The organism is Bdellovibrio sp. HCB290, assembly GCF_047305925.1.
GTDB lineage: Bacteria > Bdellovibrionota > Bdellovibrionia > Bdellovibrionales > Bdellovibrionaceae > Bdellovibrio.
Genome location: NZ_CP178620.1, coordinates 2,674,106 through 2,689,047, shown reverse-complemented (window position 1 = coordinate 2,689,047; position 14,942 = coordinate 2,674,106). Strand labels below are relative to the sequence as shown.

General features: G+C 46.9%; 12 protein-coding genes. 6 read left to right on the top strand and 6 right to left on the bottom strand.

The window, feature by feature from the left end:
• The first annotated feature begins 5 nt into the window (after positions 1-5).
• From rny to ACLVWU_RS13215, 4 genes are all read left to right on the top strand, one after another.
• A complete protein-coding gene (rny, locus tag ACLVWU_RS13230; RefSeq protein WP_413575260.1) occupies positions 6-1,571 on the top strand; it encodes a ribonuclease Y in 1,566 nt (521 codons plus the stop codon).
• A complete protein-coding gene (gene tyrS, locus ACLVWU_RS13225) occupies positions 1,571-2,806 on the top strand; it encodes a tyrosine--tRNA ligase (RefSeq protein WP_413575259.1) in 1,236 nt (411 codons plus the stop codon). The genes rny and tyrS overlap by 1 nt, the downstream gene beginning before the upstream one ends.
• A 58-nt stretch (positions 2,807-2,864) precedes the next feature.
• A complete protein-coding gene (locus ACLVWU_RS13220) occupies positions 2,865-3,629 on the top strand; it encodes a 2Fe-2S iron-sulfur cluster-binding protein (RefSeq protein ID WP_413575257.1) in 765 nt (254 codons plus the stop codon).
• 100 nt (positions 3,630-3,729) lie between these two features.
• Positions 3,730-4,554 carry an alpha/beta fold hydrolase gene (locus ACLVWU_RS13215; protein ID WP_413575256.1) on the top strand — a complete coding sequence of 275 codons (825 nt, stop codon included), beginning with the start codon at positions 3,730-3,732 and terminating at the stop codon, positions 4,552-4,554.
• Between the two features lie 231 nt (positions 4,555-4,785).
• On the opposite strand, the gene ACLVWU_RS13210 is transcribed toward ACLVWU_RS13215, so the two are convergent.
• From ACLVWU_RS13210 to ACLVWU_RS13185, 6 genes are all read right to left on the bottom strand, one after another.
• Positions 4,786-5,400: a hypothetical protein gene (locus ACLVWU_RS13210; protein ID WP_413575255.1), complete on the bottom strand. Its 615-nt coding sequence runs from the start codon at positions 5,398-5,400 to the stop codon at positions 4,786-4,788.
• Between the two features lie 405 nt (positions 5,401-5,805).
• Entirely contained in the window at positions 5,806-7,062 is a 1,257-nt protein-coding gene (locus ACLVWU_RS13205; protein WP_413575254.1) for a response regulator, read from the bottom strand.
• Positions 7,062-7,442 (bottom strand): hypothetical protein, encoded by a 381-nt coding sequence (locus ACLVWU_RS13200; RefSeq protein WP_413575253.1) that lies wholly within the window; start codon positions 7,440-7,442, stop codon positions 7,062-7,064. Before ACLVWU_RS13200 ends, ACLVWU_RS13205 begins: the two co-directional genes overlap by 1 nt.
• A 180-nt stretch (positions 7,443-7,622) precedes the next feature.
• Positions 7,623-7,949 (bottom strand): HesB/IscA family protein, encoded by a 327-nt coding sequence (locus tag ACLVWU_RS13195; RefSeq protein ID WP_413575252.1) that lies wholly within the window; start codon positions 7,947-7,949, stop codon positions 7,623-7,625.
• 118 nt (positions 7,950-8,067) lie between these two features.
• On the bottom strand, positions 8,068-9,270 hold the full coding sequence (locus tag ACLVWU_RS13190; RefSeq protein WP_413575251.1) for a cysteine desulfurase family protein: 1,203 nt from the start codon (positions 9,268-9,270) through the stop codon (positions 8,068-8,070).
• A gap of 44 nt (positions 9,271-9,314) precedes the next feature.
• A complete protein-coding gene (locus tag ACLVWU_RS13185; protein ID WP_413575250.1) occupies positions 9,315-11,129 on the bottom strand; it encodes a hypothetical protein in 1,815 nt (604 codons plus the stop codon).
• Positions 11,130-11,339: 210 nt separating this feature from the next.
• Between ACLVWU_RS13185 and ACLVWU_RS13180 the strand changes: the two genes are divergently transcribed.
• Entirely contained in the window at positions 11,340-13,628 is a 2,289-nt protein-coding gene (locus ACLVWU_RS13180) for a vitamin B12-dependent ribonucleotide reductase (RefSeq protein ID WP_413575248.1), read from the top strand.
• Positions 13,629-13,661: 33 nt separating this feature from the next.
• Positions 13,662-14,861 carry a S1 RNA-binding domain-containing protein gene (locus ACLVWU_RS13175; protein WP_413575247.1) on the top strand — a complete coding sequence of 400 codons (1,200 nt, stop codon included), beginning with the start codon at positions 13,662-13,664 and terminating at the stop codon, positions 14,859-14,861.
• Positions 14,862-14,942 lie beyond the last annotated feature (81 nt).

Genomic DNA, 14,942 nt, shown 5'->3' with positions numbered 1-14,942 from the left:
AAGAAATGGAAATTTTAATCACAGGCATTATCTGTTTAATTTTGGGCGGTATCGCTGTTTTCATGGTGAAACGCATCCAGGACAACAACAGCAAGAAGTCTGCACGCATCGAAGCAGAACGCATTGTTAACAAAGCGAAGTCTGAAGCAGCGAAAATCAAGAAAGACGCTGAGACGCGTTCCAAGGACTTTGAAGGTCGCGCCCGCAAAAATGTTGAGGCCGACATTCATAAGCAAAATTCCACATTGAAGAACAAAGAGTCTCAATTGGATCGCCGCCTGAAAGAGATCGAACAACAGTTCAAACAAAAGATGGAAGAAAATGAACGTTACCTGAACACGTTGAAAGACCGCGAGGAAAAAATCGCGATCTCTGAGAATCGTGTAAAGGAGCTTGAGAAAAAAGGCGAATCGCAAATTGGCGATTTGAAGCTGAAATTGGAATCTGTGGCGGGTATGTCTCAAGACGAAGCTAAACGCCAATTGTTAACAGCGATCGAAGACGAAGCAAAAATTGAAGCGTCTAAGAAAATCACACAGATCGAAGAACAGGCGCAAAAGGAATCTGAAGTTAAAGCCAAGCGCATTCTGGCAACAGCGTTGTCACGTTTCGCTTCTGAATTCACTTCTGAAAGAACAGTCAGCGTTCTGGCACTTCCGAACGACGAGATGAAAGGTAAAATCATCGGTCGTGAGGGGCGTAACATCCGTACTTTGGAAGCACACTGTGGCGTTGACTTGATCGTCGATGATACTCCAGAGGCTGTAGTTATCTCCGGTTTCGATCCAGTTCGTCGTGAGCTTGCTCGCAGAACAATCGAGAAGTTGATGGAAGACGGTCGCGTGCATCCAGCACGTATCGAAGAAGTTGTAGAGAAGCAACGTAACGAATTGATGAAAGCCATCAAAGAAGAGGGCGAACGCCACGTGATGGAACTGGGTATTGCAAACATGCACCCAGAGTTGATCAAAATCATCGGTGGTTTGAAGTACCGTAACTACCAAGGTCAAAACGCATTGAACCAATCCCTGGAAGTCGCGAACATCGCAGGTCTTCTGGCTGGTGAGTTGGGTGTGAGTGTGAAATTGGCTCGTCGTGCGGGCTTGCTACACAATATCGGTAAAGCGATCGATCATACTGCAGAAGGCAGCTATGCCTTGGTTGGTGCTGAAGCCGCTAAGAAATACAATGAATCAGAAGACGTATGCCACGCGATCCGTGCTCATGATGAAGAGGAAAAACCTCATTCCATCCTGGCTTGGATCGTTCACGCAGCTTACATCTTGTCCAGTGCTCGTCCGGGCGCGCGTCGTCCACAAATGGATTCCTTCATCCACCGTTTGGAAGATCTTGAATCTATCGGTAACAGCTTTGATGGCGTGTTGAAGACATTGGCTCTACAGGCAGGTAAAGACGTTCGCGTCCTGGTTGAATCAGCAAAAGTAACTGATGACCAAGCTGTGATGTTGTCTCGTGATATCGCTCGTAAGATCGAACGCGAAGTGCCTCAAGCTGGCCAAATCAAAGTAACTGTGGTTCGTGAAACAAGATCTGTGGAGCATGCACGCTAATGAGCTTCTTAGATCCTAAAGAACAGCTTGAGAGAATTAAATTTGGGGTGGCTGAGTTTATCAACGACGAAGAGATGTTGAAAAAACTGAAGCGCTCTAAAGAGACGGGCACTCCGCTTCGTATTAAGCTGGGGGCAGATCCGACTCGTCCAGATATTCATATTGGACATACTGTTGTTATTAACAAGCTTAAGACGTTCCAGGACCTGGGCCATCACGTGATCTTTTTGATCGGTGACTTCACGGCGACGATTGGTGATCCGACTGGAAAGAGTACGACTCGCCCGGTTCTTTCCCGTGAAGAGATCGAGGAAAACGGTCGCACTTACGCGAAGCAGATTTTTAAAATTCTGGATCCGAACAAGACCGAGATTGTTTACAACTCGTCCTGGATTGGAAAAATGACTCCGGGTGAATTCATCAAGATGGCAGCCCAATATACTGTGGCGCAAATGCTTGAGCGTGATGATTTCACCAAGCGCTATCGTGCCGGAACGCCGATCGCGATTCACGAGTTCCTGTATCCACTGACCCAAGGTTACGATTCTGTGGCTTTGAAAGCCGATGTTGAGTTGGGTGGTACGGATCAGAAGTTCAATCTTTTGGTGGGCCGTGCGATGCAATCAGCTTACGGTCAGGAACCTCAGTGTATTTTGACGATGCCGATCCTTGAAGGTATCGACGGCGTCAATAAGATGTCCAAATCTTTGGATAACTACATCTCTGTAGTCGACACTCCGAAGGATATGTTCGGCAAGACCATGAAGATCTCTGACGATCTGATGTATCGCTGGTATGAGCTATTGACGGATATCACAGCTGGAGAGCTTGCGCAGTTACAACAGGACGTAGCGGATAAGAAGAAACATCCGCGCACAGTTAAGGTGGAGCTTGCGAAGTTCATCATTAAACGTTTCCATTCCGCAGAAGCAGCCCAGGCTGCTGAAGATGAATTCAACCGCATCTTTGTCGACAAAGGTTTGCCTGATGATATTCCAGTGGTTGAGATTGAAAAAATATTTATCCCCGCTGAGGGCCTTGGTGTTGCTCAGTTGTTAGTGAAATTGAACTTTGCCGCTTCCAACAGTGAAGGTGGGCGCATGGTTCAAGGTGGCGCCGTGCAAATCGACGGCAAAAAAATCACGGACGCTAAAATGAAGCTGTCCACTGCTGATATCGACGGAAAAGTCGTTAAAGGCAGCAAAACCAAATTCGCGAAAGTGAAATTGGTCTAAAAGGTACGCCGTGCCTTTTGGGGGTGCGGTGTATTGAACCAGATAGAGGATCTTAAGTATGAAAATTAAATTTCTTCCGCAAAATATCGAGGTTGAGGGAACTCCTGATAAGTCCCTTTTGCAGATTGCGACGGAAAATCAGCTTGAGATTCGTTCGATCTGTAAGGGCGTACCAAGCTGTGCCGAGTGCCGTGTGCGTATCAAGGAAGGCGACAACAATGTTTTGCCTCCGGGTAAGGCCGAGCTAAGTCTGATCGGGACTAGTTACTTTATTGATGGTCGTCGTCTAAGCTGTCAGGTTCGTTGTTTTGGCGACGTGACGGTGGATCTGACTGAGCAGGTTGAGCGCGCAGAAAACCAAACTAAAAAAATCAGAGGTTTCCGTACCAACAAACAAATGGAATCCAAAGCGGTTAACGACACCATGCTTTTGGATGCTAAGGTTGATGAAGCAGCTGCAGCAGCGGCTGGTGTTTCTGGTTCAGAATCTGGTAGTGAAGGAGCTCCGCAAACGGAACGTCCGGAGCGTCCTCAGCAACAGCAGGGCAGAAATCAAAATCAGCAGCAACAAAGACAAAAACAAAATCAGAATCAGCAAAATCAAAATCGCCAAAAACAGGGCGGCGGACAGCAAGGCCAGCAGCAGAAGCAGCAAGCCAAGCAACAAGGTCAGAACCAGCAAAAACAACAGCAGCAACAAAAGCAAAAGGGCGGCGGCGGGCAAAATCAGAATCGCCAGCAGAATCAGCCTAAGCAAAATCAAAATCAGCCCCGTCCACAGAATCAGCAACAGAACCAAAATCAAAATAAGCCCAAGCAATAGCAGCTGGGCTTAGTATCCCTTCCGTCTTCTTCACCATTTGTTAACTAATTGGATGAAGGTCCAGTGCATGACATATGCTGTATGCCGATAAGACTGAAGGATGTCTCATAAGATCACTTTCCGAGAACGAGGGCAGGGGCCCATTTTAATTCTTCTTCATGGTTACGGAGGAAGCATTCACCATTGGGAGGCCGTGGCCTCGCAACTGGAAGCTCACTATCGGGTGATCATTCCTAATTTGACCCATTTGTATATGAGCTCAGACAAACTTTTTTTCACTGTGCAGGTGGAAGTGCTGGCTAAATTCATCCAGGAACATTTCCCACGTGAGCGCGTGCATCTTGCTGGCCTCAGCTACGGCGGAGCTTTGAGTTGGGCCTTGGCCGCTCAGCATCCTCATTTGGTAGAGAAGGTCGCCTTGATCAATCCTATGGTGACGGATCCAGTGAAGAACTTCCTATTGAAGGAACTGCGCTTCTTCTTTTCGATTCCGCTGAATTTAAAAAGTATTTACGTCATGCTTTCCACTCCCATGGGCAATAGCTTTCTAAAAAAAGCCGCGCACATCTTCCGTGATGAACGGGCGGAGGGCGCCATTTCCCTTGAACGATTAAAAGGTCGCAAGCTGCAATTGGTGGCGCACATGATTCACCATTTTGCGTGGATTCTGCGCTCAGAGGACTGGCAGTTCTGGAATAAAAAACTTTTCCATTATCGTGGGGAGTGTCGCTTGATCTTTGATGACAGTGATTTGCTGTTTCATCAGGATGCTTACTTAAAGTTTGCCAAGCATCTGGGCTGCGAGGATCTGGTGGTTTTGAAGGGAGCCGGGCATCTTGCGATCAAATCCAAGCCGGACATCGTTGCCCGGCATTTGCTGGATTTCCTGTTGGTTGAATCTGTGTCGCAGAAAATCGCTAAATAGTTTAAAACTGATCTAATTGAGTGGTGAGAAAACGGGGAGTTGAAGTGACCGAGGAGATCTGCCTCGGTCTTGTCGTTCTTGGGCTGGTTGAATCCGCGACACGCCATCGTGGCTCAACCGTGGCCCGCCTGTGGCGGGTGCGCGCATCCATGCGCCCACGGAGGTCGCTGCTCACCCATCCCAAGCTCGCCAAGCCCGAGTCAGCTCTCCTCGCTCCCTTCAAATTGTTTTTTAAGGAGTAGTTGCGAAGTTTTTTGAATTGAATAAATCGTAGCCATTGTTCTTAGTAATGTAGAGATGCAAAGCCCATTGAAGGTGTTGAGGCTTCTTGGTGGTGCACCAGTTTCTTCTGGCCATTCTTTTGATGTGATCGCGGATTTTTGCGCATCTTTGGTTTAAAGGGAAAAGAGGATCGTAGATAAGCTTTTCTGACTTCAGGTATTTTTGCTCCCGTTTCTTTTCTTTGTTTCCTCGAGATGAGCACTGAGTGTATTGAACCGTAGGGAATATTTTCGCCGCAATGGATAAGTAATCTGCTTTCTTGTCAGAGCGAAGTTCAGAGGGAAGATTTAGTAGTTGCTGTTTCACTTGAGTAAGAAGATCCGTAACTTTTTCGTTGGATTGATTGGCTCTGGGTCCGTACTTGGTTCTGGAAATATCGGCGATCTTCCCAAACGCTGGCAAACTTCCTACGTGAACTCCCAGGATTTGATACTTTTCATTTACGGCTAGAGCAATGGTGAGAGGCTTAAGCTTGGTGTGTTCGATACTTAAAGTCTCGTCAAATATCAGAATGGATGCTTGCAGTGTTTGGCGACCATTAAGATCTTCAGCTAGCGGTCCCATCCATTGAAATTTCCTGTATACCGTCATGTAGCTGCATTTTAGATTGCGAGCAATTTGTCTTAAGGACACACCAGAGCAGTGTTGGTCGATTATGGCCTGGTTCAAATCTAGTCGTTTTTGTCGAAAAGTCAGAGAATGAGTTCTAGTGGAGAATCCCTTGGAACAGTCGTGGCATTTAAACCTCGGGATGTAGGTTTTGGAGATTCTTTTGTAAAAGTATCCATTCTTAACAAAGTTCAGGGAACCACAATAAGGGCATTTTCGATGATAAAGTGAGAGCTGCTGCATAAGTTAGATGTGCAAGCAAGCATCGGTCCTCGCTTAAAAATAAGATGATTTCAAAGTTAAATTAAGCTTGTCCGTATTCCGAACAAGCCTGCTTATCACCACTCAAAGGGATCAGTTTTAAATAGTTACTGTCTTTTTGGTTTGTTTGGGGAAGGCACTTTGGTATTTCGCCATGATGTCTTCAGCCAGCACCGTCTTATTTTCCTTGGTCAATAGACTGATGAACATCTGATATGACTCTTCATCCATGCGATTTTGCGCGGCCATTCTTCTGCCTTGATCCAGAATCTTTGCCAGGGGCATAGTTCGGCAGTTGAATTGAAAATGCAGGTTTTCGTATTCCTTACTGCCGATTTGGGAGGAAGGGAATTGTTGAATGAAGCGGGCTGCCTGACTTGCAGTTTGAATGTCCTCGCGAAGAAGAGCCTTCACAATTTTAGTGATGTATTGAACATCCGCACCCACAACCTGAATGCCAAGCTCAAAACACTCGACAGCTTTTTGCAGGGCTTTGTTATTTAGATTCGAGCGACCGGCAGTGAACAGGGCGGCCGAGAAAACATGGCGTAGTTCTGCGGTCTTGTGATCAAGTCTTGCGAAGAGCTGAAAAAAGTGCGGAACCTGATCCAGTTTACCAGAGAATACCGCAGCAATGAAAAGCTGTCCCAGACGCTTGGGTCCGATCGGATAGTTATCAATGATCGTGTTGGCAACCGTGTAGGCGTTGCCATAGTCTTTTTGCTCAAAGTAAGTATCGAACTTGCCGGTAAGGCAGCGATAGTGCAGCGGTTGAATCTTTAAGCCTTTGACGTATTCATCATTGGCAAACTGGTATTCCGTCGCTTTGAACTTTGTATAACCCAGATAGTAGTGCGCCAGGGTCGGCTTTTCCTGATGCTTCAAAGCAGCTGTGAACTTGTGGTGCGCATCTGCCAGATGTCCATCAAACAATGCCTGTTTTCCAGCGCGAATTTGTTTGATGTACTCGCTGGGATTTAGTTTTCGTTCAATCAAATGCAGCAATCGACTGGCTAGGGCGCCGCTTTGAATCGGTTTTACGATATAATCATCAACAAGCTCTTCCGCCGCTTCCGCGATGGCAGATGTCGAGTTGTTGTGAGTCATGATGATTGAAATATTATCGGCACTATTCGCCGCGTGCATCGCGACCAATTCCAAACCGAATTTAGAATCTACCATGAATTCGGTAATCAGAAGGTTCGGTTTTTTTTCGGCTAGATACTCCTGGGCGCCGAGATAGCGTTTGGTGGTAAAAATATTTGCAGGTTGCAGTCCGATTTCCAACAGGGCCGCTGTCGCCAAATTCGCAAAGGATGTGGAGTTATCCACGATCAGGGCTGTCAGGTTTTTCATTATTCAAGCTCCCGCATGGATCGGAAAAGTAAATCCGTCGATTGTTGGGACTGACGGTTGGCGCTGATAAAAAGCTCCCAAAGGCCTTTGTCAAAGCGATGCAGTTCGACGGTGTATTTTGCTGATTTTCCTTCGTCGAGTGGTTCACTGCGTGTGACACGCCCCGTGCCCAAAAATTCCACGACGTGACCTCTGATGTGGTATTTGCCTTCGAAGTTTAGAATAGTTCCCAAACCACACATTCGCGGCCCGGCTTCGAAAGCAAAAGTCTTTTCAGAGTATTCCAAAACTTGCAGCGGCTTGCCCTTGATATTTTTAATCAACTCAAACTCGGTCGTCAGATTTTGCAAACTGTGTATTTCAAGGAAACTTTGGCTCATTATTTCATGCTAAACAAAGAGTTGAGCGTTGCCTAATTTGCCAAGAGGCATAGTGGGAGTTCTGGACGTAGAAATTGAATGTACGCAAATTTTTAGAACAAATGTGCGTCTGAAAAATGGAGATTTCGCAATGAAATGTCCAGTGTTCTCACGAATGTATTTAGATGCTTTGTTGGAGAATTAAACGTTGAAGCTTGAACCGCAGCCACAGTGTTTGGTTGCGTTTGGGTTATTGAAGACAAATCCTTTGCCATTCAATCCACCGGAGTACTCCAAAGTCATACCCAGGATGTACAACATCGAGTTGGAATCGACGGCGATTTTCTGACCGTTGGCTTCAAAAAACTTATCACCATCGCGGGCTGTTGTATCGAAATCCATTTTGTAAGAAAGACCGGAGCAGCCACCTTTTTTAACTTCCACGCGCAGGAATGCAGCATCGTCTTTACCATCATCTTTTTTAAGAGCAGCAAGTTTTAGAGCAGCTTCTGGGGAAATGTTAATCATAAAGGTTCTCCCGGATAAAATTCGCAGATAAATTCGTACCCAGTGTAGCATAAAGAGTAAGCCCAGGGGAGGTTAGAATATCTCCTCCCAGGGTGTTTAAGCTAAAATACTGAAAATATTATATAATTTGGCTTGGGATGGCGCCGTGAAGGATCTCGACGGCACGCTGAATGTCGGCTTCCGTCGTCCAACGACCCAGGCTTAGGCGCAAAGTGCATGCCGCTTCGTCGGCCGAAAGACCGATACCCTTAAGGACGTGACTGATGCTCACGGATCCAGAGCTACAGGCTGACCCCGTGCTAACTCCCAATTTTTGGATTTTGGCAGTCAGGGATTCAATTCTAATTCCTGGTAAAGTCACATTCAAATTAATCGGGGAGCGATTCGTTGGATGCCCATTCAGGCGAATCCCCGGGATGGCCGTTTGAAGCTTTTGCCAGAACAGGTTACGTAGTGCCGTCATGCGCTCGGCTTCGGCATTCAGATTTATTTTGCAGATTTCAGATGCAGTTCCCAGGCCGACAATCGCGGGAACATTCAATGTTCCCGAGCGAAGACCTTTTTCCTGACCGCCGCCATAGATGAACGGATTGATTTGCACTTTGGGATCTTTGCCACGAATGAAAAGGGCGGCTGAACCTTTCGGGCCATAAAACTTGTGAGCAGAGAAGGACATCAAGTCGATACCCATTTCAGTCACGTTGACCGGAATTTTTCCGATGGCCTGTGTGGCATCAGTGTGAAACAGAATTTGTTTTTCCTTCGCCAAACTTGCAGCTTCAACAATTGGATTGATACTGCCAATTTCGTTGTTCACCCAAATCAGACTGATCAATTTGGTATGAGGCTTGATCGCTGCACGCAGAGTTTCAATTTCCACCTGGCCAAAATTATTTACCGGAAGGACGTCAACTTCGACACCTTGTTTTTCAGCGGCCTGCATCCCCTTAAGAACGGAGCTGTGCTCAAGGCAGCTGGTAATCATGTGAATTGGCTGGTTTGGATTTTCTTCGCGCAGTTTGGAAATCAAACCAAAGATCACCCAGTTGTTGGACTCAGTGGCGCTGGCCGTGAAAGTGATCTCAGAAGATTTAGCACCGATCAATGATGCCACTTGCATACGGGCTTTTTGCACGCCATTTTCCGCTGTCCATCCCCAGTGATGTGCGACACTCGCAGGATTGCCAAAGTACTCCTTGAAGTAGGGCTCCATGGTTGCATAGACCTGTGGATCCACTGGGGTAGTGGCGTTGTAATCCAAATAAAGTCCTTTATCGGACACGACTTGTGCGACTGTGTGTGACTGAGCTGAGATTTCCATGGTCATCAGCTAATAACGGGCCTGGAATTGGGTCAAGAGGAATCCTAGGAAGCCAACAATTTCTTATTGGGATTTGCCTCTTTTTCGAGCTGCTCCTGATACTGGTCAATTTTATCGTTTAAATAGTTCTGTGCGCGGTACTTATCCACATTTTGCAGCTCCATGCGCAAGACATGCAGGTGGGTGATACCTTGACTGATCAGGCGATTCTTTTGTTCAGAAAGAAACACACCACCTTCGGGAGTGTATAAAACATAGCGGTTGTTGCGCGGCAGGAAGACGTAAAGATTGAATTCCACGGGAACATTTTCGCGCATTTCCTGAATTTTGATGGCTGCCATCTCTTCGTCGGCAGATTTTGAAACTTCTGTTTTCACGTCAGCTCGGGGAAAGAAAGCCATCGCGACTTCATTCCCTTCGTGAACAGATTTACGCAAGAACTCAGCGTACTCCACAGCCCAGGCCGTGAACGGAACCTGCTTAATTTTGATCGGCATGGTTTCATTGTTTTCCATGTTTTCACCGTTATCAGCGAGGAACTTGAACAAGCGAGTGCGAATCTGATCGAAGAATTGAATATCAATGGTTTTGTGCTCTGCCATCGCGGCAACAAGATAACCAGAAAAACGACCTGACTCGACTAGAATGCAAGCGACGTTTGTTGGTTGCTCAAGGCTGTGTTCTTTTGACGTGATGAAACAGGATTTCTCCATGGCCTCACGAGTTCCCTGAAGGATCAGGGATGAAGGATCCTTTGCGACTTCATCGGCAATTTCCTTGGTGCGCAGAGCGTTTTTTTTACTATCGCCTTCAATCGGTGCCCACACGGTGTCAGACTTTTTGCGATTCGCAGAAGAGCTTGGGCCGGCATCGCCATAGGGATCATAGTTCGGATCGTTGGGGTCTAGAGTATCGCCGTTAGCACTGGATGGATTGGATCCATTGTAGCCAGCGCCCGAAGGACTTGAACCATTACCACCATACGGATTATGCCCTTGTGAGCCGTTGCCATTTTGCCCGTAGGATCCGTTAGGAGAATTCATTCCTCCGGCAAATTGCGGATCACCATTGTTGCTTGCACCGTTAGCGCCATTTGCATTGCCGCCATTTTGCATGCCGCCGGAACCATAGGCACCGGGTTCGTGGCTGTTGTTGGTTCCGCCAAGGAATCCATTAAAACCATTTTGGTTGCTGCCACCCACATTTCCGTTGGCATTGGGATCTTGCGATGTGGGAGGAATATAACCCGCCATTCCTGGTTGAATCGCGGCGATGGAATCGGAATTCATTCCCGTCGCAAAACTGTTGTTGCCACCTCCGGCAACGGAGTTGCCATCTAAAGCTCCCATTAAGTTAGCAAGGAAATTTTGAGTTGAGGTTGCCCCTTCAGCGCCGCCACCTTCTCCACGAATGGAGATGACCCCGGCACCATTGCCTCCGCCTTCCCAGCTTCGCTGAGCGGCTGCCGCTGCAGGATTGGTAGACTGATCTTTGAGATACTTGTTAACCATCCTCTCAACGGCCGGACCAGTGATAGGGTGGTAGATCGCGTAGCCTGAGTTGCAGTCGTTCAAGACTTTGACGGAGTTCGCAGTGGAATGTTCGGCGAATGCAATTACACACACCGGAAAAGCCTGACTTAAAACTTTTGGAAGGTTGCGAACTTTTTTGTTCGGGTGATCGATACTGACCATGACGAATTGAGGCTGATTCTGAACCAGGAAGACCATGGCCTCTTTAAGATTGTGAGTGCTTCTGATTTCCCAATCGCGATTCTTCAGAAAGTTTTCGACCGGAACAAGACTTTGTGGGTGCGACTTGATGATCAGCAACTTCCGCTTTTCTACCTGTTGTTCCATGTCACGTTCCTGTTAAAAAATTGTGAGATATTCTTCTTAACGGTGTCCCTAGTCTAAACAAACAGTAGATAAGCTATAATTGTGATGATAATTGCAAAGAGTTAATCAAGGTTTGGATGGCATAGTATGTATGTGGGATACCCAACTGGTCCTTCGTTTAGGTGTTGTAATCCAGATTCTCTTAAAGCCCAACTCCCTTACAATATTCCTATGAAGAATCAACCTTTGCACAGCACACGCTTTTTTGTTCCCGAGGGAAAAAAACCTGAAAACATGTTCAAGTGGAAGAAGATCGACTGCGAAATTAAGAATCGCAAGGGTGATGTTTTTTTTCAGATGAAGAGCGTGGAAGCCCCGGAAGGTTGGTCGCAATTCGCCGTGGAGATTGCCGCCAGCAAGTACTTTCGCAAGTCCGGAGTGCCCCGTACAGCGCATGAAACTTCAGTGCGACAACTTGTGAATCGAGTGGTGGCGGGGATCTGTGGCTCGGCTCTAAAGCAGGGTGGATACTTCAAAACCAAAAAAGATGCAGAGATCTTTGGCAATGAGCTTAAGTATATTCTGCTTTCACAGCGGGCAGCCTTCAACAGCCCTGTGTGGTTTAATGCGGGACTATTTGAAGCATACAAGATCGTGTCAACCAGCGAGCATTATGCTTTTGATGCTAAAAAGAAGTCCATTCAGCCGACCAAGAATGCCTATGAGCGCCCCCAGTGTTCAGCCTGTTTTATACAAAGCGTGGAAGATTCTATCGATGGAATCTTTGAGCTTGCGAAAAATGAGGCGCGTCTTTTCAAATATGGATCTGGAACCGGAAGTAACTTTTCCACCTTGCGCAGCAAGTATGAGCCGTTGAATTCCGGTGGTCACAGTTCGGGATTGATTTCATTTCTGGAAGTTCTGGATCGCGGAGCGGGGGCAATCAAGTCCGGGGGCACCACTCGACGTGCTGCTAAAATGGTGGTCGTGGATATTGATCATCCCGAAGTTTTGGATTTCATCGAATGGAAAATGAATGAAGAGCAAAAAGCCAAGCTGCTGATTCAGGCGGGTTTAAGTTCTGACTTTGAAGGTGAAGCCTATAAAACAGTTTCTGGACAGAATGCTAACAACTCTGTCCGGGTCACTGATCAGTTCATGAAAGCCGTTCAAAACGAAAAACCATGGAAGCTGCTGTCCAGAGTCACTGGTAAATCTTTGCGCGAAGTTCCAGCGATGGAAGTCTGGAATAAAATCAATCATGCGGCTTGGGTGTGCGCCGATCCTGGAATTCAATTTCATGATACGATTAACAAATGGCACACGTGTCCTAATACGGATGAGATCCGCTCCAGCAATCCGTGCTCGGAGTACATGTTTTTGGATGACTCGGCCTGCAACCTGGCATCGATCAATCTGGTGAAATTTTTAAATCCGGATGGCAGCTTTGATTTTGAGTCGTTCATTCATACGGCGCGCACCTTGTTCGTGGCTCAAGAAGTCTTGGTCGATTACTCCAGTTATCCTACGCTTAAAATTGCACAAAATTCCCATGACTATCGTCCTTTGGGATTGGGTTATGCAAATCTGGGAAGTCTGTTGATGCGAAAAGGTATTCCCTATGACAGCGCCGAAGGTCGCGCGTGGGCGGGGGCCTTGACTTCGTTGATGCACGGAGTGGCTTATTTAACCAGCGCCGAGATGGCTCGGGCCAAAGGTGCTTTTGCCGGATTCAAAAAGAATCGTGCACCCATGGTTAAAGTGATGAAAATGCATGAGGCCGCATTGGGTAAAGTAGAGTGGAAGTACCTGCCGGATGGATTAAATCAGGCTGCAAAAAACCTGTGGAAAGCCGTCGTATTCAACGGTGGTAAGCATGGATTCAGAAATTCCCAGGCCACGGTTATTGCTCCCACGGGTACCATAGGTTTGTTGATGGATTGTGATACCACGGGAATAGAACCTGACTTTTCTTTGATCAAATTAAAAAAACTAGTGGGCGGGGGAGAAATTCAAATCGTCAATCAGTCTGTAAAGCCTGCGTTGCAAAGTCTGGACTATGATGACGCTGCGATTGATTTGATTCTGGCCTATGTGTCTGAGCACAACACTCTGGTGGGGTGCCCGCAAATTAAGCAAGAACATCTGGCAGTCTTTGATTGCGCTAATGCGGCCCCGGGCGGCAGAGTTCTGTCTCCGGAAAGTCATGTCACCATGATGGCGGCAGTTCAGCCATTTATTAGTGGAGCGATTTCAAAAACTGTAAACCTGCCCAATTCTGCCACCGAAGAGGACATCGGGAACATCTATTTCCAAGCCTGGAGCCTGGGACTGAAGGCGGTGGCCGTTTACCGGGATGGTAGCAAGCTGAGTCAACCGCTTAATGTTAAGAAAAAGAATCAAGGGGACGCGTCGGTCCCAAAATTCACTATGAAATGCCCCGAATGCGGGGGCGACACGGTGCTTACGAGTGGGTGCTATCGTTGCCCCAATTGCGGAACCACTGTAGGCTGCTCCTAGCCGTCCGAGGACGGCTAATTTTTTGGAGTAATTATGGGTAAGAAAGATATTTTTGGTGATGATGTTGATTCTGGGAAATCTTTTGAGGATTTCGAGGCGTTGTTTGCAGAGTCTTCTGCAGGTGGTTTGAAGACGCGTGTTTCTGTTGGGGATCAGATTCGTGGGGAGATTCTTTCCATTGGTAAAGAGGAATCCTTTGTTTCAACGGGGACGCCGACGGACGGAATGATCTTCACCAAAGATCTTATGGATGAAAACAAAGAGGTAAAATACAACGTTGGAGATATGATTGACGTTGTGGTTCTTTCCACTAAAGGTGGCGAGATTCGTTTGGCAAAAAAAGGTGCGTTGGGGGCTTCCACGGATTCTTTGGAAGACGCTTACGATATGGAGCTTCCGGTTACGGGTACTGTGACTGAAGCGGTGAATGGTGGCCTTCGTGTTAACATTCAAGGCAAGACAGCTTTCTGTCCGATTTCGCAAATTGATTCCCGTTTCGTTTCTGATGTTTCTGAATATGTGGGGCGTAAATTTGATTTTCTGATCACTCAGTTCGACAAACGTAATATCGTGGTTTCCCGCCGTAAACTTTTGGATCTGCAAAAAGCAGAGTTCGAAGGCGCGTTCATGCAGAAGCATGAAGCAGGTGCGATCCTTGAAGGTCGTATCATGCGATTGGAAAAATTTGGTGCGTTTGTAGAGCTTGAGCAGGGTGTGGAAGGTCTTGTCCACTTGTCAGAACTTTCCTGGTCCCGCGTTCACAGCCCGCAAGAAGTTGTTTCTGTTGGTCAAACTGTAACGGTAAAACTTTTGAAAATCGAAGAGATCGACGGCAAGTTGAAAATCTCTTTGTCCATTAAACAAGCAGACGGCGACGGTAATCCTTGGAATTCAGTTCCGGCGAAATTCCCAGTTGGCACTGTGGTTAACGGCAAAGTTGAAAAGAAAGAATCTTACGGCTTGTTCGTGAACATTGCTCCGGGGATTACAGGGCTTTTGCCAAAATCCAAATGGCGTGATCATGTTGACGGTCAGCAGTTTGAAAATAAAAAACGTGGCGATGATATCGCTGTGCAAATTGATGAAATCAAATTCGAAGACAAAAAGATTTCCTTGGGTGTGCCTGGCGCAGGCGAAGATAACACTTGGAGAGCTCATCAACCAACATCTGGCAGCGGATTCGGTTCTTTGGGTGATGCTTTGAAGGGCCTGACAATCAAGCCTAAGAAATAAGGTACGGACTTACTTTAGTCATTTAGGACCCCTGATCTGTTGAAGATCAGGGGTTTTTTTCGTTTTTACCGAGTCATTCTA

Coding starts and splice junctions, on each gene's coding strand:
- ACLVWU_RS13195 (WP_413575252.1), bottom strand. CDS start 7,949: ATGATTAACATTTCCCCAGAAGCTGCTCTAAAACTTGCTGCTCTTAAA.
- ACLVWU_RS13180 (WP_413575248.1), top strand. CDS start 11,340: ATGAAGAATCAACCTTTGCACAGCACACGCTTTTTTGTTCCCGAGGGA.
- ACLVWU_RS13200 (WP_413575253.1), bottom strand. CDS start 7,442: ATGAGCCAAAGTTTCCTTGAAATACACAGTTTGCAAAATCTGACGACC.
- ACLVWU_RS13220 (WP_413575257.1), top strand. CDS start 2,865: ATGAAAATTAAATTTCTTCCGCAAAATATCGAGGTTGAGGGAACTCCT.
- ACLVWU_RS13215 (WP_413575256.1), top strand. CDS start 3,730: ATGTCTCATAAGATCACTTTCCGAGAACGAGGGCAGGGGCCCATTTTA.
- rny (WP_413575260.1), top strand. CDS start 6: ATGGAAATTTTAATCACAGGCATTATCTGTTTAATTTTGGGCGGTATC.
- ACLVWU_RS13175 (WP_413575247.1), top strand. CDS start 13,662: ATGGGTAAGAAAGATATTTTTGGTGATGATGTTGATTCTGGGAAATCT.
- tyrS (WP_413575259.1), top strand. CDS start 1,571: ATGAGCTTCTTAGATCCTAAAGAACAGCTTGAGAGAATTAAATTTGGG.
- ACLVWU_RS13210 (WP_413575255.1), bottom strand. CDS start 5,400: ATGGGACCGCTAGCTGAAGATCTTAATGGTCGCCAAACACTGCAAGCA.
- ACLVWU_RS13205 (WP_413575254.1), bottom strand. CDS start 7,062: ATGAAAAACCTGACAGCCCTGATCGTGGATAACTCCACATCCTTTGCG.
- ACLVWU_RS13185 (WP_413575250.1), bottom strand. CDS start 11,129: ATGGAACAACAGGTAGAAAAGCGGAAGTTGCTGATCATCAAGTCGCAC.
- ACLVWU_RS13190 (WP_413575251.1), bottom strand. CDS start 9,270: ATGGAAATCTCAGCTCAGTCACACACAGTCGCACAAGTCGTGTCCGAT.